This window comes from uncultured Paraglaciecola sp., from assembly GCF_963977085.1.
In the GTDB taxonomy this organism is placed as follows: domain Bacteria; phylum Pseudomonadota; class Gammaproteobacteria; order Enterobacterales; family Alteromonadaceae; genus Paraglaciecola.
The window spans coordinates 1-23355 of record NZ_CAXBNC010000032.1 but is presented as its reverse complement, the minus strand read 5'-3'; the positions used below and the strand labels follow the sequence as shown (position 1 = coordinate 23355).

At 40.9% G+C, this 23355-nt stretch carries 20 protein-coding genes; 12 read left to right on the top strand and 8 right to left on the bottom strand.

What is annotated here, in order from left to right; translation table 11 throughout:
* Positions 1 to 188: 188 nt before the first annotated feature.
* Positions 189 to 1025, bottom strand: a complete 837-nt coding sequence (locus AAC000_RS22200) for an HDOD domain-containing protein (protein ID WP_339725991.1) — start codon at positions 1023 to 1025, stop codon at positions 189 to 191.
* Positions 1026 to 1258: 233 nt separating this feature from the next.
* On the opposite strand from AAC000_RS22200, the gene AAC000_RS22195 reads away from it, so the two are divergent.
* Both AAC000_RS22195 and AAC000_RS22190 read left to right on the top strand, forming a co-directional pair.
* Positions 1259 to 2965 (top strand): Zn-dependent hydrolase, encoded by a 1707-nt coding sequence (locus tag AAC000_RS22195; RefSeq protein WP_339725989.1) that lies wholly within the window; start codon positions 1259 to 1261, stop codon positions 2963 to 2965.
* 54 nt (positions 2966 to 3019) lie between these two features.
* Complete coding sequence (locus AAC000_RS22190) at positions 3020 to 4960, top strand: EAL domain-containing protein (RefSeq protein WP_339725987.1); 1941 nt, start codon at positions 3020 to 3022, stop codon at positions 4958 to 4960.
* Here the strand turns inward: AAC000_RS22190 and AAC000_RS22185 are convergent.
* Genes AAC000_RS22185 through folB form a run of 4 tightly spaced genes read right to left on the bottom strand, consistent with a single transcriptional unit; the run spans position 4952 to position 7005 of the window.
* Positions 4952 to 5317: a histidine triad nucleotide-binding protein gene (locus tag AAC000_RS22185; protein WP_339725986.1), complete on the bottom strand. Its 366-nt coding sequence runs from the start codon at positions 5315 to 5317 to the stop codon at positions 4952 to 4954. The genes AAC000_RS22190 and AAC000_RS22185 overlap by 9 nt on opposite strands.
* Positions 5318 to 5330: 13 nt before the next feature.
* Positions 5331 to 6131, bottom strand: a complete 801-nt coding sequence (locus tag AAC000_RS22180; protein ID WP_339725984.1) for an undecaprenyl-diphosphate phosphatase — start codon at positions 6129 to 6131, stop codon at positions 5331 to 5333.
* A complete protein-coding gene (gene folK, locus AAC000_RS22175) occupies positions 6128 to 6649 on the bottom strand; it encodes a 2-amino-4-hydroxy-6-hydroxymethyldihydropteridine diphosphokinase (RefSeq protein ID WP_339725983.1) in 522 nt (173 codons plus the stop codon). The genes AAC000_RS22180 and folK overlap by 4 nt, the downstream gene beginning before the upstream one ends.
* The gene (folB, locus tag AAC000_RS22170) at positions 6646 to 7005 is read right to left on the bottom strand and encodes a dihydroneopterin aldolase (protein ID WP_339725982.1); all 360 of its coding nucleotides are present in this window, start codon (positions 7003 to 7005) and stop codon (positions 6646 to 6648) included. The genes folK and folB overlap by 4 nt, the downstream gene beginning before the upstream one ends.
* 73 nt (positions 7006 to 7078) lie before the next feature.
* Between folB and plsY the strand changes: the two genes are divergently transcribed.
* Positions 7079 to 7678, top strand: a complete 600-nt coding sequence (plsY, locus tag AAC000_RS22165; protein ID WP_339725980.1) for a glycerol-3-phosphate 1-O-acyltransferase PlsY — start codon at positions 7079 to 7081, stop codon at positions 7676 to 7678.
* Positions 7679 to 7731: 53 nt separating this feature from the next.
* Here plsY and tsaD read toward each other — a convergent pair whose 3' ends face one another.
* A complete protein-coding gene (tsaD, locus tag AAC000_RS22160; RefSeq protein WP_339725979.1) occupies positions 7732 to 8745 on the bottom strand; it encodes a tRNA (adenosine(37)-N6)-threonylcarbamoyltransferase complex transferase subunit TsaD in 1014 nt (337 codons plus the stop codon).
* A gap of 219 nt (positions 8746 to 8964) precedes the next feature.
* Here tsaD and rpsU point away from each other — a divergent pair, with 219 nt between their 5' ends.
* The 7 genes from rpsU to AAC000_RS22125 all read left to right on the top strand — a co-directional run bounded on the left by rpsU (position 8965) and on the right by AAC000_RS22125 (position 16452).
* Positions 8965 to 9180: a 30S ribosomal protein S21 gene (gene rpsU / locus AAC000_RS22155; RefSeq protein ID WP_006991319.1), complete on the top strand. Its 216-nt coding sequence runs from the start codon at positions 8965 to 8967 to the stop codon at positions 9178 to 9180.
* A gap of 91 nt (positions 9181 to 9271) precedes the next feature.
* Positions 9272 to 9733 (top strand): GatB/YqeY domain-containing protein, encoded by a 462-nt coding sequence (locus AAC000_RS22150; RefSeq protein WP_339725978.1) that lies wholly within the window; start codon positions 9272 to 9274, stop codon positions 9731 to 9733.
* 124 nt (positions 9734 to 9857) lie between these two features.
* Positions 9858 to 11624 carry a DNA primase gene (gene dnaG / locus AAC000_RS22145; protein ID WP_339725977.1) on the top strand — a complete coding sequence of 589 codons (1767 nt, stop codon included), beginning with the start codon at positions 9858 to 9860 and terminating at the stop codon, positions 11622 to 11624.
* A gap of 107 nt (positions 11625 to 11731) precedes the next feature.
* Positions 11732 to 13618 (top strand): RNA polymerase sigma factor RpoD, encoded by a 1887-nt coding sequence (rpoD, locus tag AAC000_RS22140; protein ID WP_339726010.1) that lies wholly within the window; start codon positions 11732 to 11734, stop codon positions 13616 to 13618.
* Positions 13619 to 13675: 57 nt separating this feature from the next.
* On the top strand, positions 13676 to 15154 hold the full coding sequence (locus AAC000_RS22135) for a hypothetical protein (protein ID WP_339725976.1): 1479 nt from the start codon (positions 13676 to 13678) through the stop codon (positions 15152 to 15154).
* A 177-nt stretch (positions 15155 to 15331) separates the two neighbouring features.
* On the top strand, positions 15332 to 15934 hold the full coding sequence (gene lpoB, locus AAC000_RS22130; RefSeq protein WP_339725974.1) for a penicillin-binding protein activator LpoB: 603 nt from the start codon (positions 15332 to 15334) through the stop codon (positions 15932 to 15934).
* A 50-nt stretch (positions 15935 to 15984) separates the two neighbouring features.
* Positions 15985 to 16452: a glycine zipper 2TM domain-containing protein gene (locus AAC000_RS22125; protein WP_339725973.1), complete on the top strand. Its 468-nt coding sequence runs from the start codon at positions 15985 to 15987 to the stop codon at positions 16450 to 16452.
* Between the two features lie 113 nt (positions 16453 to 16565).
* On the opposite strand, the gene AAC000_RS22120 is transcribed toward AAC000_RS22125, so the two are convergent.
* Together AAC000_RS22120 and AAC000_RS22115 are read right to left on the bottom strand one after the other, a co-directional pair.
* Positions 16566 to 19673 (bottom strand): efflux RND transporter permease subunit, encoded by a 3108-nt coding sequence (locus AAC000_RS22120; RefSeq protein WP_339725972.1) that lies wholly within the window; start codon positions 19671 to 19673, stop codon positions 16566 to 16568.
* 3 nt (positions 19674 to 19676) lie between these two features.
* A complete protein-coding gene (locus AAC000_RS22115; protein ID WP_339725971.1) occupies positions 19677 to 20738 on the bottom strand; it encodes an efflux RND transporter periplasmic adaptor subunit in 1062 nt (353 codons plus the stop codon).
* 76 nt (positions 20739 to 20814) lie between these two features.
* Here AAC000_RS22115 and AAC000_RS22110 point away from each other — a divergent pair, with 76 nt between their 5' ends.
* Together AAC000_RS22110 and AAC000_RS22105 are read left to right on the top strand one after the other, a co-directional pair.
* Positions 20815 to 21378 carry a hypothetical protein gene (locus tag AAC000_RS22110; RefSeq protein WP_339725969.1) on the top strand — a complete coding sequence of 188 codons (564 nt, stop codon included), beginning with the start codon at positions 20815 to 20817 and terminating at the stop codon, positions 21376 to 21378.
* A gap of 154 nt (positions 21379 to 21532) precedes the next feature.
* A complete protein-coding gene (locus AAC000_RS22105; RefSeq protein ID WP_339725968.1) occupies positions 21533 to 23293 on the top strand; it encodes an acyl-CoA dehydrogenase family protein in 1761 nt (586 codons plus the stop codon).
* Positions 23294 to 23355: the final 62 nt, after the last annotated feature.

Sequence of the window (23355 nt, the reverse complement as noted above, 5' to 3'; positions counted from 1 at the left end):
GTCGCCGCGCGATCCTAGCTCCTAGCTCCTAGCTCCTAGCTCCTAGCTCCTAGCTCCTAGCTCCTAGCAAAATAATTCAAGATGAATAAGGAAAAGCAACTACTTTTCCTTCTCTTCTAACTTTACACTTTTGTTCTTTGAATTTTTAAGCTCGCGAGCTCAAAGCGAGTATCTCGTCGCTTTTTACCCTATTGAAAGATTAACTTTGCACTTTCACGTAAATCATCAAACTCATCAGTCAGTAATAAAGACAAATTATCTATAATGCCTTTATTAATCGACGCTTCAAATATCTCATCTTTATGACTATCGAACTTACCACAAAGTGCTGCACCTAGCCTGACCAGATCTAAGTATGAAACATCATCTGAAATAACAGATAAGTCTTTCCAGTTACGAGCTACATCTACAAATTCTGGCTCAAAGCCCCACTCCGTCATGATACTGGCACCAATTTTACCCGCCATTTTGTCCATAGCAATATCCAAAAACGTAGGGTTAGCAAAGACATCAGCATGACGCTCTGCCTCAGTTAATATTGGTAACACTCCAATGTTATGCACCAATGCAGCTAGCATCATCGAATCCAAGTTAAGTGCACGGTTTTTGGTGTGTTTAGTATGCACCTGTAAGGCTGCCATTGAACTTGCCACAATTTCAATAGTATCTGCCCATATTTGGGCCATGTATTGCTTTACTATTTCATTTTTCGAGACAAAAAGTTGTTCCATTGCCAAAGCCGTGGAAATGTTTTTAATCTGTCGCAATCCAATACGAGTGACGGCTTGTTGAGCAGAGGTGACTTTGACGGTTCTCCCCAAGTAGGCACTATTTGATATTTTTATCATACGTGCACTTAATGACGGGTCTTGGCTAATTACATCAGCCATCGCGTTTAAATTGATATCTGGATCATCTGCAGCTCTTCTTACCTTTAATGCAATCGCAGGTAAGGTGGGTAGAACCAAGGTATCGTTACTAATTTTTTCTACCAAGATAGTGAGAAGTGCGTTTTCTGTAGCCATGTGTTTACCTATATCCTGTCAAAACAAATCGAACCCTAGGGTAAGTCTATGAAAATATTTTTTGTCTCACCTGAACATTGCAGCACGCTTATTGCCGAATGTAAAAGAATGTAAATGCTAGCATACTTTATTGTGCAATCTAGAGATGATAAACGCATTAAAAGCGAAAAATTTGGTATATTCTGGTGGAATTAAGGTAATTAGAGCAATACAACAATAAAAAAGGTGACTCAATGAAAAATCTTTCAAAATCATGCATTTCTGCAATAGCACTAGCCGTTTGTTCAACACTGGTTTTATCCTGTAATAAACCTCAAAATGACACGGCTCAGATTCCAGTAAAAGCAGAAGAATCAAATACAATATCATCAGCGCTTACCCTAACTCCAGAATACCAAAACCGACTGAATATTTATTTTCCCGTTACACTTTCAGCTGATTTAAGTCACCTAAGTGATAATCAGAAAAAGATGTTAACCGTGTTGATTGAAGCATCAGTCATAATGGATGATTTATTTTGGCAGCAGGCATTTGGCGATGATAAGCAGACCTTTTTATCCCACATTGCCAATCCAGCAGTACAAAATTTTGCAGATATTAACTATGGTCCTTGGGACAGATTAAATGGTGACAAAGTATTTTTAACGGGCCAAGCAGAAAAACTATTAGGCGCCCAGTTTTACCCTGCAGATATGACCAAGGCAGAATTTGAAAACAGTGATTTTGCTGACAAAGACGGTTTGTATTCTATGGTACGCAGAAATAAAGAGGGGAAGTTAATTGCGATCCCTTACTCAAGCTTTTTTGCTGAAGAGTTAAAAATTGCGTCACAGCTTTTAGAAAAAGCCGCAACTTTAGCTGAGGATAAAAGTTTTGCTGATTATCTGAACTTACGTGCCAAAGCTTTATTAACCGATGATTACCAAGCGTCTGACTATGCTTGGATGGATATGAAAACCAATCCTATTGAGTTGGTTTATGGACCCATTGAAACATACGAGGATCAACTGTTTGGTTATCGTGCGGCATTTGAGTCTTATGTCTTATTGAAAGACTTGGCGTGGAGCGAACGACTCAGTAAATATGCCTCTTACTTACCTGAGCTACAAAAAGGCTTACCCGTTGAGGATAAATACAAAGCACAAATGCCCGGCGCCAATGCTGACTTAAATGCTTACGATGTGATTTATTATGCTGGACATTCAAATGCAGGCAGCAAAACGATTGCCATCAACCTGCCAAACGATGAAGAAGTGCAACTGAAAAAAGGCACCCGCAGGTTACAACTTAAGAATGCCATGCAAGCCAAATTCGACAATATTTTAGTGCCCATTTCTAAGCAATTGATAGTACCAGAACAACGTAAACACATTACCTTCAACGCTTTTTTCGCGAATACTATGTTTCATGAAGTGGCGCATGGACTGGGTATCAAGTCAGTTTTAGGCAGCGAACAAACCGTTAGGCAGGCTTTAAAGGAACATGCTTCGGCCTTAGAAGAAGGCAAAGCCGATATCTTAGGGCTGTATATGGTTCAGCAGCTATTAGCCAAAGGTATAATAGATGAAGGCATGTTAGAAGACTATTATGTGACCTTCATGGCGGGAATTTTTAGATCTGTGAGATTTGGTGCTTCTAGCGCACATGGCAAAGCCAATATGATCAGGTTTAACTTTTTTCAGGAATATCAAGCCTTTAGTCGTAGAGAAGATGGCTTGTACCAAGTCGACATGCAGAACATGAGTAAAGCGATTGATGCGTTATCAAACACTATACTGACACTGCAAGGCGATGGCGACTATGAAGGCGTGGCAAAGTTAGTCGCCGATAAAGGTGTTATCAAATCTCAATTACAACAAGACTTAGATAAATTGACTGCGGCGGATATCCCAGTAGATATAGATTTCAAACAAGGAGTCGAAGTTTTGGGTTTAAAATAAGGAAGTTAATATTCCCACTCACAACAGTAAAACTGACCCACTACGCGCTTCACTATGTTAGGTGAAGCTGCCTCATTACAAAAGGCGTACCATAAAGACAGTGCCGATTTGCTTTATGGTAACGCCAAAGCGGGAATTTGGGTGACGCTAGTCGCTTCTAGCCTATTAGTCTTTGGATTCGACACCGCTGAAATACAAATACAAAAGTACATTTGGTGGCTCTGCATGACACTGCTCATGCTGATTAGAATGATTGACGTTTATCGTTGGAATAAAAGTGATCAGCTGCAAAAACGTGATCCCCAACAAGCCATCAAGCACTTTATTCTGGGTACATTCAGCACCGGTATTATGTGGTGTGTGTATTGCCTATTTGTTTTACATTATGCTGACAATACCGAACTTGCATGTATGATCATTGTTGTCTCAGCGTTAGCTGGCGGAGCAGCCACAGTATTGGCAGCTCATAAGATAACGGCAATGAGTTATGCACTCATTATGTTAGCGCCATTCTCCATTGGAATGTTATTGTCCCTTGAGCAATACCAGCAGATTCTTGGTGTTTTAGGCTTAGCGTTTAGTGTAGTAATGGTGATTACTGCAAAAAAATCAGCTGATTTCACACTAAATGCGATTCGCTTAAAAAATGAAAACGCTACATTAGTCGACCAAATGGAACAAAAAGTGGTTCGGCGTACTGCCAAAATCTATGAACTTTCAAATTTAGATGCTCTCACTGGTTTGTTTAACCGCAGCGCTTTTTTGCATCATTTAGAGAAACAACTCTGGATAGCTCAAAAAGACAATGTTCCTGTCGCCTTGTTATTTATCGATTTAGATGGGTTTAAAAAAATCAACGATACTTTGGGTCATGAAATAGGTAACAAAGTACTTAAACAAACAGCTATGCGGTTACAGAATTTTCCTGATCAAGCACACCTTTTGTGTCGTTGGGGAGGAGATGAATTTTTGATTGCAATAATGAACGCAGATCAAGATACAGCCATAAACTATGCAAATGACTTAATCACTAAAATTTCAGAATATTATGACTTTGAAAACAATAGATTATCAATAGGTGCAACCATTGGTATCGCTATGTACCCTGCACATGCACTACAGGGTGATGAACTGATTCAATTAGCTGACACCGCCATGTATTGCCAAAAGAAAAACTCTCCATGTTCAGTTGGCTTATTCAATAAAGAAATGGGACTACGCTTGTTCCGCGAACAAAAGTTGAAAAGAGGCCTTGCTGAAGCCATTGAAAAACAACAGCTTCGTTTGGTTTATCAACCTATAGTCGACTCAGTTTCCCATCAAGTTGTGGCTTTTGAAGCACTACTGAGGTGGAATTTTGATGGAGAAAATGTGCCTCCTAGTGAATTTATTACCATTGCAGAACAATATGGATTAATTAATTCAATTGGTGATTGGGTGTTACTGCAATCTTGCATTGCCGCGAATCAATGGATTAATGCCAGTAACAAGGCCCAGCCTTCGGTCAGCGTTAATGTTTCGGTTTTGCAATTACACAATGCAAGTTTTATAGAATTTGTGCAGTCAGTATTATCACGTGCACAACTTGATGCTGAAAAACTGACTATTGAAATTACCGAGTCAATTTTTTCTAACGACAAAGCAATAATCTTTCAGCGAATAAAAGAACTACAAGCTATGGGGATTAAGGTATCGATAGATGACTTTGGAACTGAGTATTCATCATTGTCTGTCATCCAAGATCTAGCAGCCAATACCATCAAAATTGATCGGTCTTTTGTTAAGAAACTTGATACAAATGGCATGGCGATCATTGAAGCGGTTAAACAAATGGCATCAACATTAAATTATGCGGTGATTGCTGAAGGTGTAGAAACCCAGCAGCAGGCAGAAATTCTTTCAGGTTTAGGGATTGAAATGCTACAAGGTTATTACTTTGCTAAGCCCATTGAACTTAGCAAAGTCAATTCATATATTAGTGAACATTCACGCTGATTTTATTTTATCTTGATAAGGTGGCCAGCCCATGGCTTTGCCTGCTAATACATGCAAATGAATGTGATATACAGTTTGCCCACCGTTTTCGTTACAGTTCATTACCGCTCTGTAACCGTCTTTAGCGAACCCCATTTTTTCGGCTAGTTGCGCGGCCACCCAATACAGGTGTCCTACCAATGCTTTATCGTCTGCTTCGATATCATTCACAGTGGCGATAGGCTTTTTGGGGATAACCAAAAAATGTATTGGTGCTTGTGGATTAATGTCGCTGAATGCCAAAGCTAATTCATCTTCATAAAGGATATCCGCTGGAATATCTTTATTGATTATTTTAGTAAAAATCGTTTCGCTCATAGTTGTTTAGTTCCTAAATAAAGATAAACAATAATAATGCTGCACCTAAGATCAATCTATAGATCACAAATGGCAACATACCAATTTTGGAAATCCATGCTAGAAAGAGATAGATACAGGCATAGGCGCTCGCAAATGAAAAAAGCGCACCAAATAGTAAGGCATTCCAATCCACTTCGTTGGGGTTTTGTAATAGATCTAAGGTTGCCAGTAACCCTGCCCCTAAAATCACAGGAATAGACAATAAAAATGAAAACCTAGCAGCACTTTCTCTGTTTAGACCAATCATCAAGCCAGCCGTCATTGTTATTCCCGAACGTGATGTACCGGGAATAATAGCGACGGCCTGCGCTAGACCAATAAAAATCGCATTTTTCCATGTTATTTGATGCACAGTTTTAGCCTGAGAGGCCTTACTATCGGCATACCAAAGTAACAAGCCAAACCCTATAGTGGTCACAGCAATGACTAGAGCTGAACGCGTATATATTTCGATAAAGTCTTTCAACATAAATCCAAATATTACCGCAGGTACAGTGCCAACAATCACCCACCAAGCCAAACGACTGTCTTGAGTTTGATTAGATGTAAGGCCATGACCGATCCAAGCCCCTGTTAAGCGCCAAATATCCTCTCGAAAGTAAATGATAATCGCCAGCAGGCTGCCTACATGCACAGCCACATCGAACGCCATACCCTGGTTGTTCCAGCCTAATACCTGTGAAGGTAAAATTAAGTGTGCTGAACTAGATATAGGTAAAAACTCAGTAATCCCTTGAATGATCGCCAAGATAATAATTTCAAATAAAGTCATATTCTGCTTGGGCTCCAATCAAATGTAATGGCCCACAATTTCTGTCGGCTTTTGTCATAGTCTTGCCAAAGTTTACCGTAACTTGTGTTCACAACAGGATGCACTTCATCTGCGGCAATTTCGGCTAATGGTTTTAATACAAAGGCATTATAAAGTACTTCAGGACGAGGTAATTCAATGGGTTGTGATATCACTTGTTGATCGTAAAGCAATAGGTCCAAATCAAGGGTTCGTGGAGCAAATTTTTGTTCTCCTCGCTGACGTTTATTGTCTTGCTCTATCTTTTTAAGCACACTGCATACCTCGGCAATGGATAACTTTGTATTGGCCTTAACCACCAAGTTATAAAAGTTATTGCCTTCAAATCCTACAGATTCACTTTCAAAAACAGAGGAGAGAGTCAGCTCACCAAATGCTTGATACATTCCCTGTAATCCTGCCTTGGTGTGCTTTTCTTTGTCTACATTGCTACCCACACTAATATAAATAATATGTGTTTGCTCAGAGTCAGTACTCAAAAAGTTTGTTCCTTAGTAAATTCAACAGCGACATTTTTGGCATTGGCTAAAATATCTGGCTTACTGAGTTTTAAACGTACAGTTTTCAACATAGGAAAAGTTTGCAACAACCAGTCAACCATATGACTTGCTAAAGCTTCAATCAGTTTAAATTGACTTTCTGCTGCAAAATCACTGACCCCTTGCGCTATTTCTGCATAATTAAGGGTTTTCTCTACATCATCTGTTTGCGCCGCCATAGAAAGGTCGGCAGTTAGCTCTACATCAACAATTAAACGCTGTTGATGCTTTCTTTCCCAGTCATATACGCCGATCAACGCTAAGACCTCAAGCCCTTCAATATGAATTTTATCCATTGGTGATCCGCGCTGTATTTTATTGGTGTTTGGTATATTCTGCTAAATTGTAACCCATTCTTAAAACAAGTACATGACAGCACTAACAATATTAATCTTTGCTTCTGCCTATTTACTGGGCTCTATTTCCAGCGCAATTTTGGTGTGTCAGCTATTTAGCTTAGGTGACCCCAGAGAACAAGGTTCAGGTAACCCTGGTGCCACTAATGTATTACGCATTGGTGGAAAATTTCCAGCGATTTTAGTGTTAGTTTTTGATGTACTCAAAGGCACGGTGCCAGTTTGGGCTAGTTATTACCTAGGATTAGAGCCAATTAATTTAGCCTTTGTGGCTGTGATGGCATGTTTAGGGCATATGTACCCTTTGTTCTTCGGATTTTCTGGTGGCAAGGCAGTCGCCACCGCTTTTGGCGCCATATTACCTTTAGGTTTGGATTTAGCCGCAATATTGATAGTGACGTGGGCAATAGTAGTGCGATTAACAAGCTATTCTTCTTTGGCAGCCATAGTTGCTGTTAGCCTAGCGCCTTTATTTACGTGGTTACTAAAACCAGAATATAGTTTGCCAGTAGCTATATTGAGTGTGTTAATCGTATTACGTCACAAAGATAATATTATTCGACTAGTAAGTGGGCAAGAAAGCAAAGTGTCAGAAAAAAACAAGCTTAAGTAACACGATATAGCCTAATAAAAAACCTTACTTCTGGTGCCTGCTTATACAACTAATTAAATCGGCTGCAACTCTTCCAATGACCAACGAGGTTTAGCTTTAGTAGACAATCCTTCAATTTCACCAGCTTTTAGTCTTTGTAAACCCGCATAGGCAATCATCGCACCATTATCAGTACAAAACTCCAATCGAGGATAAAACACTTCACCTTTGATTTTTTTCATCATAATGGCAAGGTCTTCACGCAATTGTTTATTTGCGCTCACACCACCTGCAATCACTAAACGTTTTAAACCCGTTTGCTTCAATGCACGCTTGCATTTAATGGCTAAAGTATCGACTACGGCTTCTTGGAAGGCATAGGCAATGTTAGCCTTTGTTTGTTCAGAGCCATCTGAAGCCCGAATCGTATTTGCCGCAAAGGTCTTTAAGCCACTAAAACTAAAATCTAAGCCTGGTTTGGTGGTCATGGGACGGGGAAAATTATAATGTCCCGCCTCTCCTTTTTCGGCTAATTTGGCCAGCAATGGGCCACCAGGATAATCCAACCCCAGTAGTTTTGCCGTTTTGTCGAAGGCTTCACCAGCGGCATCGTCGACTGATTCACCCAATACTTGGTATTGACCGATTCCAGCGACTTTCACCATCATTGAATGACCGCCTGACACCAAAAGTGCCACAAAAGGAAAAGCAGGGGTGGGTTCGTCTAACATAGGAGCCAGTAGATGCCCTTCCATGTGATGTACACCTACAGCGGGCTTATCCCAAGCGTAGGCCAAGCTGCGAGCTACCGATGACCCCACCAACAACGCCCCAACTAAACCAGGGCCTTTAGTAAAAGCAATACCATCTATGTCCTTGGCGCTGCAATTTGCTTCTCGCAAAGATTCTTTAATTAAAGGCACTAGCTTGCGAACATGGTCCCTAGAGGCAAGTTCAGGCACTACCCCGCCATAATCGGCATGTAATTTTACCTGACTATATAATTGGTGCGACAATAAGCCTTGTTGTTCATCATAAATGGCCACACCCGTCTCATCACAGGAGGTTTCAATACCTAATACACGCATATTCAATTTCTAACACAAACGTTTTAAACTGACGGCATTTTACTGATTAGCGGCTAAACCGCCAATCTAATCTGACATTTGTTGCAATTATTCAGCTTTTTAGTCCAACAGGACTTTACATCCATTGCGTATATGATTAGAATTCCGCACCATTTTTAACCGAGCTGGCTATTACTTATACCGGCACGATAAGTTTTTATTTTTTGAGGTAAGAGTTGAATGCCAATCGTTAAAGTTAGAGAAAACGAACCTTTTGATGTTGCATTGCGTCGTTTTAAACGTTCATGTGAAAAAGCAGGTGTACTTTCTGAAGTTCGTCGTCGCGAATTTTTTGAAAAACCTACTTGGGAACGTAAGCGTAAGAAAGCTGCCGCTAAGAAACGTCTTTTGAAGAAGTTATCTCGCGAAAACGCTCGTCGCATCAGATTGTACTAAATCTCTTCTGGAGCGCGTTGTTTGTAGTTAAAACCACGCGCTTTAAGTCGTTTTATCACACACCCTTTTTCCGTTTTTACTGAGTCATTGTATGTCTTTATTAGATGATTTAAAAAATGCACAAAAAGAGGCTATGCGTGCCAAAGACAAAGTTCGTCTGGGTACAATTCGCATGGCTTTATCTGCCGTAAAGCAACATGAAATCGATGGACGTACTGATCCCGATTATATTGCTCTAGATGACGCTGGTGTGCTTGCTATTTTAATCAAGATGGTAAAACAGCGAAAAGATGCGGCTAGTCAGTATGAAGCTGCGGGTCGACAAGATTTACTTGATATTGAACAAGCAGAAATTGTTATATTGCAAGATTTTATGCCTAAAGCCCTTAGCGAAGAAGAGCTCGATGCGTTAATTGTACAAGCAATGACAGAATCAGGTGCATCAAGTATGCAGGATATGGGTAAAGTCATGGGCTTATTAAAACCTAAAGTCCAAGGCCGTGCTGATATGGGTAAACTAAGTGGCAAAATAAAAGCCAAACTTAATTCTTAGTTAACCTTCAATCTAGTTCAATATTTATAAACCGCACTTTGATGCGGTTTGTTTGTTTAAGTGCTTAAATTTTCCATACTATGTGGCATTATGTTGAGCCGTTTATGAGTATTAAGAAGGTATAATGTCTGGCCGTATCCCCCGCGAGTTTATTGATGACATTATTGCTCGTACAGACATTGTCGAACTAATAGACAGTCGTGTCCGCCTAAAAAAAGCCGGTCGCAATCACCAGGCCTGCTGCCCGTTCCACGAAGAAAAAAGCCCCTCTTTCACTGTTAGCCAAGACAAACAGTTTTATCACTGCTTTGGTTGTGGGGCCCATGGCAACGTCATTTCATTTTTGATGGAATTTGATCGCTTAGAATTTCCAGAGGCTATCGAAGAGCTGGCCCAATACCATAGTATTGAAGTGCCTCGAGAAAAAGGCGGCGCCCCCGCCCCTTCGGCTGCACAAAAACAACAAAAAGAAAACGATTATGAGTTAATGGAAAAAGTCGCAAAATACTTTGCCCAACAACTCAAAGTGCATCCTGACAAAGATAAAGCCGTCAATTATTTAAAAAATCGTGGACTCAGTGGTGCAATAGTCAAAGCCTTTGATATGGGCTATGCCCCGCCTGAATGGGATTCGGTGCTTAAAACCTTTGGTAAAAGCCCTGTGTATCAAGAGCAATTACTCGATTTAAAACTCATCACGGAAAATGACAATAGACGACGCTTCGACTTTTTCCGCGACCGCATAATGTTCCCAATTCGCGATAAACGTGGCCGCGTAATAGGCTTTGGTGGTCGGGTATTAGAGGATGGCGGCCCAAAATACCTTAACTCACCAGAAACCCGTATTTTTCATAAAGGTCATGAATTGTATGGTTTCTATCAAGCTAAACAAGCCCATCGAAACTTAGCCCGAGTCATGATTGTTGAAGGTTATATGGATGTGGTTGCCCTTGGTCAATTTGGTATCGATTATGCTGTAGCCTCCCTTGGTACGGCCACCACACCCGAACATATCCAAATGTTATTCCGTGCGACATCTGAAGTAGTGTGTTGCTACGATGGTGATCGTGCGGGTAAAGAAGCAGCCTGGCGCGCTTTAGAAAATGCACTGCCTTTTTTAAAAGACGGGGTAGAAATGAAGTTCTTATTTTTACCTGATGGCGAAGATCCTGATACCTTAGTGCGTAAAATTGGTAAAGAAACCTTTGAAGAAAATCTAAAGAACGATGCGGTACCATTATCGAAATTCTTTTTTGATAATTTATTACAACGACATCACGTGGGTAGTAATGAAGGCAAAGCAGCATTAAAAGCAGAAGCCTTGCCATTGATTGAACAAATAGTGGGTGAAAATATTAAGGAAAGTTTATTTTCTGATCTCAGTAATCATATGGGTGACCAAAATAAACATCGATTAGAACGGGATATCGCCCAAGCCAATCAAAGAAAAACCCCTAAAAAATTAGATTTTAATACACCTAACAAGAGCACAATATCACCGGTGCGCATGATGATTAGGTTATTATTAGATGATCCTAGTTTAGCGACAAAATGTGTTGCGGCAGATCCCTCGCCTTTGGCGGCTGTCAATATTCCAGGCATGGCCATGTTAATTGAGCTTTATCAATTTTGTTTGAACAAACCACTGGCAAATACAGCGCAAGTTTTAGAACACTTTCGCGGTCATGTACAAAGCGCACAACTAGCTAAATTAATGAGGTGGGAGTATGCAGAACAGAACCAAGCAGCGGTATTTGAAGATAGCTTCGCCAAGCTTCTAGATTGGCATTTACAAAGTCGTATGGATGAGTTGTTTTCCAAATCTAGGGTGAGCAAATTAACCGATGCAGAAAAACAAGAACTCAACCTACTTGTAAAAGAACAAAAATGACCCAAGATCTAGCCCAAAGCGTAGTGAGTCTGCTATACTGGCGAATTCGCTAACACCACACTAGATACAAAGTATTTACTGGGTATATTAAGCAAGTTAGAGCGTAAATCCTCTCACAGAGGGGTTTTGATGAATATTCAACTAATTCGAGAAGCGTAAGTTATATGGTGCAAAGCAAGCAGTCGCAGATAAAACTCCTCATTGCTAAAGGTAAAGAACAAGGCTATTTGACTTTCGCGGAAGTTAACGACCACCTACCTCAAGATATTGTCGATTCAGATCAAATGGAAGACATTATCCGTATGATCAATGACATGGGCATCAAGGTATTTGAAACTGCCCCTGATAAAGATGAGCTTTTGATGCAAGAAAGCGATACTGATGATGAAGCCGCTGAAGCCGCAGCTCAGGCTTTATCAACAGTAGAAAGTGAGATAGGTCGTACTACTGACCCTGTACGTATGTATATGCGTGAAATGGGCACGGTAGAACTGCTAACCCGTGAGGGCGAAATTGTTATCGCCAAGCGTATTGAAGAAGGTATCAATCAGGTTCAGTGTTCTGTAGCTGAATATCCTGAAGCCATTACGCATTTACTTGATCAGTGGGACTTATTCGAAGCAGAAGAAATTCGCCTTAGCGACATTATCATAGGTTTTGTTGATCCTAATGAACAAGACGTAGCGCCTACAGCCACTCACGTTGGTTCAGAATTATCTGAAGAAGAATTAGATGATGAAGACGGCGATGAAGATGACGAAGACGAAGAAGAAGAGGACACAGGGCCAGATCCAGAACTTGCTCGTGAGAAATTCACAGCTTTACGTATTCAATATGAAAAAGCCCGTGATGTAATCAATGCTAAAGGCCGTTCGCATAAAGAAGCGCGGGTTCAAATTTTTGAACTAAGTGAAGTATTTAAAGAATTTAGACTTACGCCTAAGCAATTTGACCGTATGGTTAAAAACATGCGTAGCATGATGAATAGAATTCGGGTCCAAGAACGCATAGTAATGAAGCACTGTGTGGACACCGCAAATATGCCGAAGAAAGACTTTATCAAAGCGTTTTCTGGTAACGAAACCTCTACTGACTGGTTATTCAAAATACTTGATTCTGCCTTGCCATATGCAGTAGAAATGCGCGTTCATCAAGAAGAACTAGAACGGGCTATTGGCAAAATGAATGCGGTTGAAGAAGAGACCGGTTTAATCATTGCAGATATCAAAGACATCAATCGCCGCATGTCTATTGGTGAAGCTAAAGCGCGCCGAGCCAAGAAAGAAATGGTTGAGGCCAACTTACGTTTGGTTATCTCCATTGCGAAAAAATACACTAACCGTGGGCTACAGTTCTTGGATCTTATCCAAGAAGGTAATATTGGTCTGATGAAAGCGGTAGATAAGTTTGAATACCGTCGTGGTTATAAGTTTTCAACTTATGCGACTTGGTGGATACGTCAAGCAATCACACGTTCGATTGCCGACCAAGCCCGTACTATCCGTATTCCTGTGCATATGATTGAAACGATTAATAAATTAAATCGTATCTCTCGTCAGATGTTACAAGAAATGGGCCGCGAGCCAACACCTGAAGAATTGTCAGAACGCATGTTAATGCCTGAAGACAAAGTCCGTAAGGTATTAAAAATTGCCAAAGAGCCTATCTCAATGGAAACCCCTATCGGTGATGACGAAGATTCACACTTAGGCGATTTCATTGAAGACAGCACTATAGTGCAGCCTTTAGACTCAGCCACAGGTGGTAGCTTAAAAGACGCAACTCAAGAAGTGTTAGCGGGTTTAACTGCTCGTGAAGCCAAAGTCCTTAGAATGCGTTTTGGTATTGATATGAACACTGACCACACTCTTGAAGAAGTGGGTAAACAGTTTGATGTAACACGGGAACGTATTCGTCAAATCGAGGCCAAGGCGTTACGTAAACTACGTCACCCTAGTCGCTCTGAGCAACTGAAAAGTTTCTTAGACGAGTAATTGCCATTTCAAAGTTAAAAGGAGCCCTGATAATGAATATTATCGGGGCTTTTTTATTTGAATACTATTAGAGTTGATTCTCCTTATTATGAAATTGTGTTGTGTATGTTGTTTTTAGCGACTTTGTTAGCCAAGCGTTCCTTATTCAAGCGTTTAGCAACATTTTGTATCATTCTGAGTATCTCGGCCTGCAGCAGCATGGGGTTTACAGACCTATTCTCTGATTACGCAGCACAACTCAAGAATGCCAGAAATGCGCAACTACAGGGTGACTTTAAAGCGGCCGCGACTATGATCGAGGAACCTAAAACCAATCAAAACAACTACACCCTAAACCTACTTGAAAAAGCTCGTTTACATTATTTGGCAAATGATTGGACCCAAAGTCGCAAAGATTTTGCCTTAGCGTCCAAAGCACTAGATGAAGAAGCGTCTAAAGCTAAAATTAGGTTAAGTAGCAGTGTTTCCAATGTGGCGGCCTTAGTGAGTAGCGACAATGCAATTGCCTACCAAGTGGCCCCATATGAACAAACGATGCTACATAGTTACCAAGCATTAAATTACCTATTCTTAGGGCAGCTTGAAAGTGCCTTAGTTGAAGTACGAAGAGCCAATTTAGTTCAAGAAAATGCCTTAAGGGAGAACCAACAAAGTTTATCAAAAGAACAAGCAAACTTTGACAAAAATGCTTTAGACCAAGCATATCCCTCTATGTCAGCTATGATTGGTGACATTAAAAATGGTTTTCAAAACGCTTACACCTTTTATTTATCTGCCCTTTTGTATGAAGCTGCCTTACAACCCAATGATGCCTACATTGATTACAAACGAGCGTTAGAAATCTACCCAAACAATCGTTATTTGCAACAAGATGTGCTTCGTCTGGCAAAGCAACTGCAAATGACTGATGATCTAAGCTTATTTACCACTCAATATGGAAGCTATCAACCGAGTAAAATTAACAATGCTGGGGAGTTAGTTGTTTTACTCGAAAACGGCGCGATCAACCCCAAGCAAGAAGTAAACATTCACTTGCCCATTTATAAAGGCTTTAATCAACCGAGACTTTTTAGTTTTGCTTTGCCTGTTTACAAAGGATCGTTGACAAGGTATCCCCCTTTACAACTCGATGTCGCTGGAAAAACCTATACCTCTGAACAAATTGTTAGACTGCAATCACTCGCCTCAAAACAATTACAAGATCAAATGCCAGGACTCGTCACTCGTCAAGCCTTGCGACTTATAGCTAAAGAACAATTACGCAGCTCTATGAGTAAACAAGGGGGTGAGATAGGCAATATTCTAGCGGTTATTTACAACGTCTCTTCAGAACAAGCAGATACTCGGAGTTGGCTAACCTTACCCGATGAAGTACAACTATTAAGGCTCACCCTACCTGCAGGCAAACAGCAAATTACCTTAAAGCTCGGTAATAAAGTCGAGTTAATAGAAGTGGATATTCAAGCCAAGGGCATTAGCTTATTAAATATGACAACTATTGGAAATTTTCAGGGTCATAAGCTTACACAGTTATAAAGAGAATTAGATTCTCTCCCTACTTTTTGACATAACAGCAGCTAAAATAGAATTGATTTGTATCACTATTGATATCAAATCAATTAGTGCCCAGATCTATGGCAAGGTCGACAAACAACAGCCCGCTTTTTTAAGCAAAAAAAGTGACTAACAGACTATGAATATAAGGATCACTGAATGAAAAAAATACTCTTACTAAGCGCCATGGGTTTATCAATAAGTCTACTTGCCGGATGTGCAAATAAAACGGTGGTGAGCTATGGTGATGCCGAGGCAGTTGAAACTACCGATATTAATTTTGGCTCCACCGATTTACAAAAAATAGCCAATGAAATGACTGAATCACTGATTCAATCCCCAGTAGTCGGCACTATGACCGCCAATAAGCGCCCCATTGTATTTGTTGATGTGATTAAAAATAAAACCAGTGAACATATTGATACTGAGTCGTTAACTGATTCTATCTCAACACAATTATTACGTTCAGGTAAATTTCGCTTTGTCGATATGGGTAAAGTAAGTGCTGTGCGTGAGCAACTCGAATTTCAAAATGAAGCTGGCTTAGTTAATCCAAGCAAGGCACTGCAATTTGGAAAACAAGTGGGCGCCGAATATATGTTGTATGGCAATCTCGCCAGTATAGTCAAAACAAATTCCGATAAATCAGATGTGTATTATAAATTCACTATGCGTTTGATGGACTTAGAAAGTGGCTTGATTGAATGGGCCGATGAAACAGAGATACGTAAAACCAGTAACAAAAAGTTAGTGGGTTGGTAAGCTTGTTATTAGCAAGTTTGCAAAACTTCAATAACCGTGAGGGTAACACCATGAAAGCACTGTTAGTTTGCATCATTCTGTTGGCAAGCAATATACCTTTCGCCTCAGCTCAGTATGAGCGTAACAAGGCGGTTCCTGTGGATAAAGTCTTATTTGGTAAAGTCACCTCGGTTCGTAGAATTACTGAGACAGAATTACAGCAAGATCGTAATCATGGTTGGAAGGTGTTCGGTGGCGCGCTAATTGGTGGCAGTATTGGTAATCAATTCGGTAGCGGCAGCGGACGCGCCCTTGCTACCGTCTTAGGGGCCATGTTAGGCAGTTCGATTGCCAATGATAACAATGATCCTATCAAACAAATTACCTTCCAATTAGTTGAATTGATGATCAGTATCGATGCAGGTGATGAATATATGGTGGTCCAAGATCTGGATCCTAATATGATTTTTCATGCACAAGACAAAATTCGAATGATTTTTTTAACTGATGGCTCGGTACGTATTGATAAACAATTTTAACGTCTAGATTTCAAATGACGTTAACAACTTACTCCTTTGTTAATAATCAAAAAGCCCCAGCAAAACTGGGGCTTTATTATTTTTTATACTGTCTCTGACAATAGGACTCTGCCTTATTCTTCTCCCTTGCGATAAGGAATATCTTCTGACAGTTGAGTGATTTTCTGTGCACGTTCATTAGGTGAGCTAGAATTTCTGGCTAGCAAATAATAAGCTGTTGGCACTATGTATAAGGTTAAAAAGGCCGAGACGAGTACACCAGCAAAAATAACCATACCTATAACCGTTCTGCTTTCTGAGCCTGCACCACTGGCCATCACTAGAGGCAATGAACTAAAAACAGTAGTAAACCCTGTCATCACTATGGGTCTAAGTCGCTGCGCTGCTGCTCGGCGCAACGCTTGTTCAAACTCCATGCCAGCATCCCTTAGCTGATTGGCAAACTCAACTATTAAGATCCCATTCTTAGCAGCTAATCCAATTAACATCACTAGGCCAATCTGACTGTAAATATTTAGGGTCATACCTGCAAAATACAGCCCCACAAACGCCCCTACTAAAGCTAAAGGAACGGTTAACATAATCACAAATGGATGGATCCAGCTTTCGAATTGTGCAGCTAAAATTAAGTAGGTGACTGCCAACGCCAAGGCAAAAATAAACAAAATAGAATTGCCCGACTCTTGATAGAGTTGCGATTCACCTTTGTAATCAATTGATACTTCGTCAGGAAGCTCTGTATCAACGATACCACGCAAATACTCTAACGCTTCTCCCACTGTATAACCATCGGCTAAATTTGCACTAATGGTTATGCTGCGCATACGGTTATAACGATTCAGTCTCGATGACGTAGCGCGCTCATCAACTGACAATAGGTTATCCAATGGGATCAGTTTATTGCTCTGGCTTGAACGCACATAGATGTTTTCAATGCTAGAAGGACTGCGATAATCGGACTCTTCACCTTCCATAATGACATCGTATTCTTGCCCTTTATCTAAATAGGTAGAAACCCGTCTTTGGCCTAACATAGTTTCCAAGGTACGGCCTATTTCACTGATGGACACTCCTAAATCTGCCGCCCTGTTTTTATCAATGTTCACTAATAATTGAGGCCAAGTCTCTTTGTAGTCTGAGTCTAAGCGCACAAGATTTTGGTTGGCTCGAGCCTTATCCAAAACTATGTCCCGCCATTTAACTAAGTCTTCGTATGTATTTCCTTGCAGCACAAACTGCACCGGCCGACCTAAACCACGGCCACCAATGCTGCTGCGCATAATAGCGAAGGCTTGAATATCGGGGATGTTTGCCAACTTAGCACTGATTTCGTCCATCAGTTCAAAAGTAGAGCGCACTCTCTTTTCACCAATAGGCATACCGACTATACCTATTCCTGCGCTGCCTCCAAAACCTGGCGCGCGTACTAACACCCTATCAACTTCACCTTTATCAGCATACTCAAGCAAGATTGTTTCAATCTTTTTCATGTTGGCAGAGTTACTTTCAAAGCTAGCCCCTTCAACGGCTTGCACACTAATGAAAAAGTTGCCACGGTCTTCTTTAGGCACAAATTCACTTGGAATAATCTGACTTAATTTAATTAATGCAATAATACTGGCCACCACTAGAATTGCCATTAACCAAGGTTGGTGCAAGGTTGTGCCTAACGCATTGTAATAGCGCTTTTCGACCAAACTGAATTTAGTGTCTACCCAATAAGCAAACCCGCTTTGTTTCTGGCGTTTTTTAAGCAAAAGTGAACACAACATGGGTGAAAGCGTAAGTGCCGTGACACTAGAAAAAGCGACCGCTGCCGCTATTGCTAATGCAAATTCGGTAAATAATCGGCCAATATTACCCTGTAAAAAAACCAAAGGAACAAACACAGCAATGAGCACTAAAGTGGTAGCAATAACTGCAAACCCGACTTCTTTTGCCCCACGGTAGGAGGCCAAAATAGGTGGCTCACCTAGCTCTATTCGTCTAGAAATATTTTCAAGCACCACTATGGCATCATCTACCACTAGCCCTATTGCAAGCACTAGCGCCAATAAGGTCAATAAGTTGATTGAAAACCCTAAGGCGTACATCACAATAAAGGCAGATACCAAAGAGACTGGCACAGTAATCGCCGGAATAATGGTCGCCCTCAGATTTCCAAGAAAGATGTAAATCACCAACACTACCATCAACATGGCAATTGCTAGTGTTTCGTATACTTCGTTAATTGAGGCTTCGATAAAAACTGATGAGTCATAACTTGCCACGATAAAAATATTATCAGGCAGAGTCTGCTCAATTTGCTGAATGGCTTTTTTTGCAGCTCTGGCGACTTCTAGTGTATTGGCTTTTGATTGTTTAATAATACCCAAACCAATCATATTCACCCCGCCGCCACGAAACTCAGTTTCGTCGTCTTCGGCGCCTAATTCTACACGAGCGACCTCACTGAGTTTAACCAAATAGCCGTCGGCGCTAGCTTTGATGGTTAAATTGGCAAAATCATCAGGAGTCAAAAAACTTCTTGCTACTCGTACTTCAAAGTCACGATCAATAGATTCCACTTCACCGGCAGGTAATTCAACATTTTCTGAACGAATTACATTTTCAATATCACTGACTGTTATTTGTCGAGCTGCCATAGCGTTACGGTCAAGCCATACCTTCATCGCATAACTTCTACCACCACCAAGGCGCACCCGGGCAACACCTTCAGCAACAGATAAGCGATCAACAACAAATCGGTCCGCATAGTCAGTTAACTCCATCACTGACAAATTATCACTGCGCAGGTTGTACCAAACAATGACATCTTCATCGGAGCTGGATTTGGATACTTCAGGGGGCTCAGCCTGATCTGGTAAGTTGTTAAGAGCACGGCTAACCCGCTCTCGCACATCATTGGATGCCGCATCGATATCACGAGACAAATTGAACTCTATACTAATGGAAGAACGCCCATTACTGCTGGTCGAGGATATATTTTTAATACCCTCAATGCCGCTAATACGATCTTCTAATAATTGAGTAATACGGCTTTCAACAATAGAAGCTGACGCGCCTGTATAATTAGTATTGATAGACACTATAGGTGGGTCAATATCAGGGTATTCTCGAAGACTTAAAAAACTGATAGAGACAATACCAAAGACCACCAACAGCAAGTTGACTACCGATGCAAAGACCGGGCGCTTAACTGAAATATCTGATAAAAACATCGCTTATTCCTCGCTGTTCGCACTGTCGAATGTGACCTTGGAACCACTACGTAGTTTAAGCGTACCTTCAGTTACTACTACATCACCTACTTGTAGCCCACTTAGGATCTGCACCTTGCCGGGTTTACGCAAACCCACTTTCACTTCCACCAAGCTTACTTGGTTGTCTTGCACCAAAAATACAAACTGTTTGTCTTCTACAGGCACCAATACCACTTCAGGTACCACTAAGGTTTTCAGTACCTGCTTTTGCAACAAAATTTGTAGCAACATGCCTGGACGAAGCTTTAATTCCTCATTTTTAATATTGGCGCGAATTTGCACAGACCGAGTAGAAGGATCAACCCGTGAAGCAATACTGGTTATTTTCCCTTCAAACACTTTGCCAGGGTAAGCCACTGACGTTGCTCTTATCTGTTGACCCAGTGCCACACTGGCCAAATGAGATTCTGCGATATCAAAATCCACTTTAATAAAACTGAGATCATCCAAGGTAGTGACGATATCGCCGGGAGTCACTAGTGCCCCAACACTTATCTGGCGTACTCCTAAAACGCCATCAAAAGGCGCTTTAACAAACAATTCATTTAACTGAGTTTTAGCCACATCCATTTGTGCGTTCAACACATTGACTTTGGCCAGCTGCTCATCTAACAATTGTTCTGAAGCCACATTATTTTTAGCCAAATTTTTAATGCGTTTTAGCTGCTTCAGTGCCTCTTGCAAATTGACATCTAACTCAGCCAATCTGGCTTTCTCTTCACTATCATTCAGCTCAAGTAACAGCTGACCTTGCTTAACGAGATCACCATCATCAAAATAAATTTTCTGCACAATATCTGAAGTTTGAGTGGTAATAAAAACAGATTCATTTGCTTTACCCGTGCCCAAGGCTTCAACGACTACCTCAAATTCCTCTTCTGCAGTTTGATGAACTTTTACATAAGTAGCGGTGGACTGGTTAGTTTGCTGCTCCGCTTCTTCGGGTATATACAAATACACCACTAGACCTACGCACAATATAACGGCGATTAACAGGGGAGAAAACTTTAATCCTTTAGACATGAGATGACCTATTTAAATGTAGAACTGAATAAGACCTTTGCAGCAAATGATAAATTGCCAGTCTTGATAATTAATTATGAATGATCAGAAAATTGATGTGATAATAATCCAAATTCATACCCACTCCATAAGTGTACGTAACATTGTGTTGAATAGACTATTAGTCGTTGTAACAATTTTTGTTCTAGGATGTACTAGAGATATTCCGTCCGACCCTATGTGTAGAGCGAGTTTATTATATACAGATATAAAACCTTCGCCAGCAGCCTGTCTTATAAAATCCAACGTTCAACTTCTAGCAATCAAAAATCATGATGATGACGGTTGGAATTTGCCCACCCATAAAAAACTCAAATCAACAAGCGCTCAATGTACAGCGCATTTAGCGGTTTGGAAAACTACAGGACTAAATGTTGAAGTGGGTAAATTACTGTATACGGCCCCAAATCAAACGCACTATTTTGCGTGCAAACTCACTGATGACTATTCCCGTGAATTGCAGCAATTTCCTGTGCCATCATGGGCCAAACGTAAAACCAGTGCCGTATCATTAGTTGACCCATTTAATACTCAGCAAGACCAGTGGGTGAACGAGATCAATTTGATTAATTTGCGTGAAGCCTTTACTCAATTAGAATAACTTTTAGTTAAACGTCACTTAAAAGTAGTGAATATTCATAAAATAACTGGAACCCTATCAACACTTTTAATAGTCATTTCCTGACTTTTAGCAACTACAACCGCCAAATAACAAGTATAATCTCTGCAATATTCGATTTTTAGAGGTGATTTCAATGCCCCAATACAATGCTCCTATTAAAGATATGCAATTTATACTGCATGACTGGCTAAACCTGTCAGACCATTATCAAAAACTAGGATTAGAAGATTTTGATCAAGAGTTGGTCAACGAAATTCTACTACAAGGAGCAAAATTTGCAGAAGAGGTTATTGCACCATTAAATCGAGAAGGCGACGAGCAAGGCGCCAAATTAATTGATGGCAAGGTCAGTACCCCCGTTGGGTTTGCAGAAGCATATAAGGAATACGTCGCCAACGGCTGGAATGCGATGTTAGGTAGCGCTGACTATGATGGCCAAGACTTGCCCAACACAGTCGCTGTGCCAGTTCATGAAATGTTAGACGCAGCCAACGTAAGCTGGCGCCTAACAGGCATGCTCAACGAAAGTGCCATTTTAGCCATCACTAAACACGCTAGTGAAGCGTTAAAAAAGACCTATCTAGCCAAACTTATTTCTGGTGAATGGACAGGCACCATGTGTTTAACCGAGCCTCACGCAGGTACCGACTTAAGTTTATTGAGCACTAAAGCAGTGCCTAATGAAGATGGCAGTTTTAGTATTACCGGCAGCAAAATATTTATTTCTTCTGGTGATCACGATTGGACCGATAATATTCTGCATTTAGTCCTTGCCAGACTGCCCGATGCACCTGCTGGAGTAAAAGGTATAAGCTTATTTTTAGCGCCTAAGTTTCTACCACAAGACGACGCTAGCATAGGCCCAAGAAACGCAGTCACAGTAGGCAGTATTGAGAAAAAAATGGGCCTGAAAGCAAGCCCTACTTGTGTCATGAATTTTGATGCCGCCCAAGGCTTTTTAGTCGGGGAAGCAAACAACGGCCTAGCCTGTATGTTTACCATGATGAACGATGCTCGCTTTCAAGTGGGTCTACAAGGCCTAGGTATTGTAGAAGCGTCCTATCAAGGAGCGTTAGCCTATGCGCGGGAACGTTTGCAATCTCGCGCCCCTCAAGGTGTGCAAGAGCAAAACAAAAAAGCCGATCCTATTCTCCACCAGCCTGATGTTCGTAGAATGTTACTGACTCAAAAAGCCATAGCCGAAGGCTGTCGAGCTTTGGCGTTACTCTATGCACAACAAATGGATATTGAACGATTTGGCGCGGACCAAGAGAAACATCAAGCCAAAAATGTCATTTCATTTTTAACCCCAATAGTGAAAGGTTTTATGACAGATATGGCAACTGAAATGAGCAACCTAGGCGTACAAGTCTATGGGGGTCATGGCTTTATTCGCGAATGGGGAATGGAGCAACTGGTACGCGATGCGAGGATCACTCAGTTGTATGAAGGCACAAACGGTATTCAAGCCCTTGATTTAATCTCCAGAAAACTCGCCCGTGACAAAGGCACTATGCTGCAAGACACCTTTGCGCTGTTTGCTAGTAAAATACAGCAAATGAACAATCCAGATAAACAAGCCCAAGCAACAGCACTATTAACAGAATGGTTTGACACAGCAACCGAGCTAAAGCAGCTAAATGCCGTGGATTTAGCGGGTACTGCTTACGACTTTATGCATTACAGTGCTTATTGTTTGTTAGGAGTGATTTGGTTGAGCATGGCAGATACCGCTGAACGTTCTGATAACGCCAGTATCAAATCCGGCAAAGCCAATACTTGCGCCTTTTATATGAAAAGATTGTTGCCTAGGAAAGACGGTTATAAAACCAACTTGTTTAATGGGGCTGATGATTTGATGGTGGTGGGTAACGAAGAGTTTGATTATCAATAAAAGAGAGACTAGCTTCTAGCTTCTAGCTTCTAGCTTCTAGCTTCTAGCTTCTAGCTTCTAGC

What these genes read in the sequence shown, in the direction of transcription:
- AAC000_RS22200 (WP_339725991.1), bottom strand. Translation starts at nt 1,025, where the DNA reads ATGGCTACAGAAAACGCACTTCTCACTATCTTGGTAGAAAAAATTAGT.
- AAC000_RS22195 (WP_339725989.1), top strand. Translation starts at nt 1,259, where the DNA reads ATGAAAAATCTTTCAAAATCATGCATTTCTGCAATAGCACTAGCCGTT.
- AAC000_RS22190 (WP_339725987.1), top strand. Translation starts at nt 3,020, where the DNA reads ATGTTAGGTGAAGCTGCCTCATTACAAAAGGCGTACCATAAAGACAGT.
- AAC000_RS22185 (WP_339725986.1), bottom strand. Translation starts at nt 5,317, where the DNA reads ATGAGCGAAACGATTTTTACTAAAATAATCAATAAAGATATTCCAGCG.
- AAC000_RS22180 (WP_339725984.1), bottom strand. Translation starts at nt 6,131, where the DNA reads ATGACTTTATTTGAAATTATTATCTTGGCGATCATTCAAGGGATTACT.
- folB (WP_339725982.1), bottom strand. Translation starts at nt 7,005, where the DNA reads ATGGATAAAATTCATATTGAAGGGCTTGAGGTCTTAGCGTTGATCGGC.
- plsY (WP_339725980.1), top strand. Translation starts at nt 7,079, where the DNA reads ATGACAGCACTAACAATATTAATCTTTGCTTCTGCCTATTTACTGGGC.
- tsaD (WP_339725979.1), bottom strand. Translation starts at nt 8,745, where the DNA reads ATGCGTGTATTAGGTATTGAAACCTCCTGTGATGAGACGGGTGTGGCC.
- rpsU (WP_006991319.1), top strand. Translation starts at nt 8,965, where the DNA reads ATGCCAATCGTTAAAGTTAGAGAAAACGAACCTTTTGATGTTGCATTG.
- AAC000_RS22150 (WP_339725978.1), top strand. Translation starts at nt 9,272, where the DNA reads ATGTCTTTATTAGATGATTTAAAAAATGCACAAAAAGAGGCTATGCGT.
- dnaG (WP_339725977.1), top strand. Translation starts at nt 9,858, where the DNA reads ATGTCTGGCCGTATCCCCCGCGAGTTTATTGATGACATTATTGCTCGT.
- lpoB (WP_339725974.1), top strand. Translation starts at nt 15,332, where the DNA reads ATGAAAAAAATACTCTTACTAAGCGCCATGGGTTTATCAATAAGTCTA.
- AAC000_RS22125 (WP_339725973.1), top strand. Translation starts at nt 15,985, where the DNA reads ATGAAAGCACTGTTAGTTTGCATCATTCTGTTGGCAAGCAATATACCT.
- AAC000_RS22120 (WP_339725972.1), bottom strand. Translation starts at nt 19,673, where the DNA reads ATGTTTTTATCAGATATTTCAGTTAAGCGCCCGGTCTTTGCATCGGTA.
- AAC000_RS22115 (WP_339725971.1), bottom strand. Translation starts at nt 20,738, where the DNA reads ATGTCTAAAGGATTAAAGTTTTCTCCCCTGTTAATCGCCGTTATATTG.
- AAC000_RS22110 (WP_339725969.1), top strand. Translation starts at nt 20,815, where the DNA reads ATGAATGATCAGAAAATTGATGTGATAATAATCCAAATTCATACCCAC.
- AAC000_RS22105 (WP_339725968.1), top strand. Translation starts at nt 21,533, where the DNA reads ATGCCCCAATACAATGCTCCTATTAAAGATATGCAATTTATACTGCAT.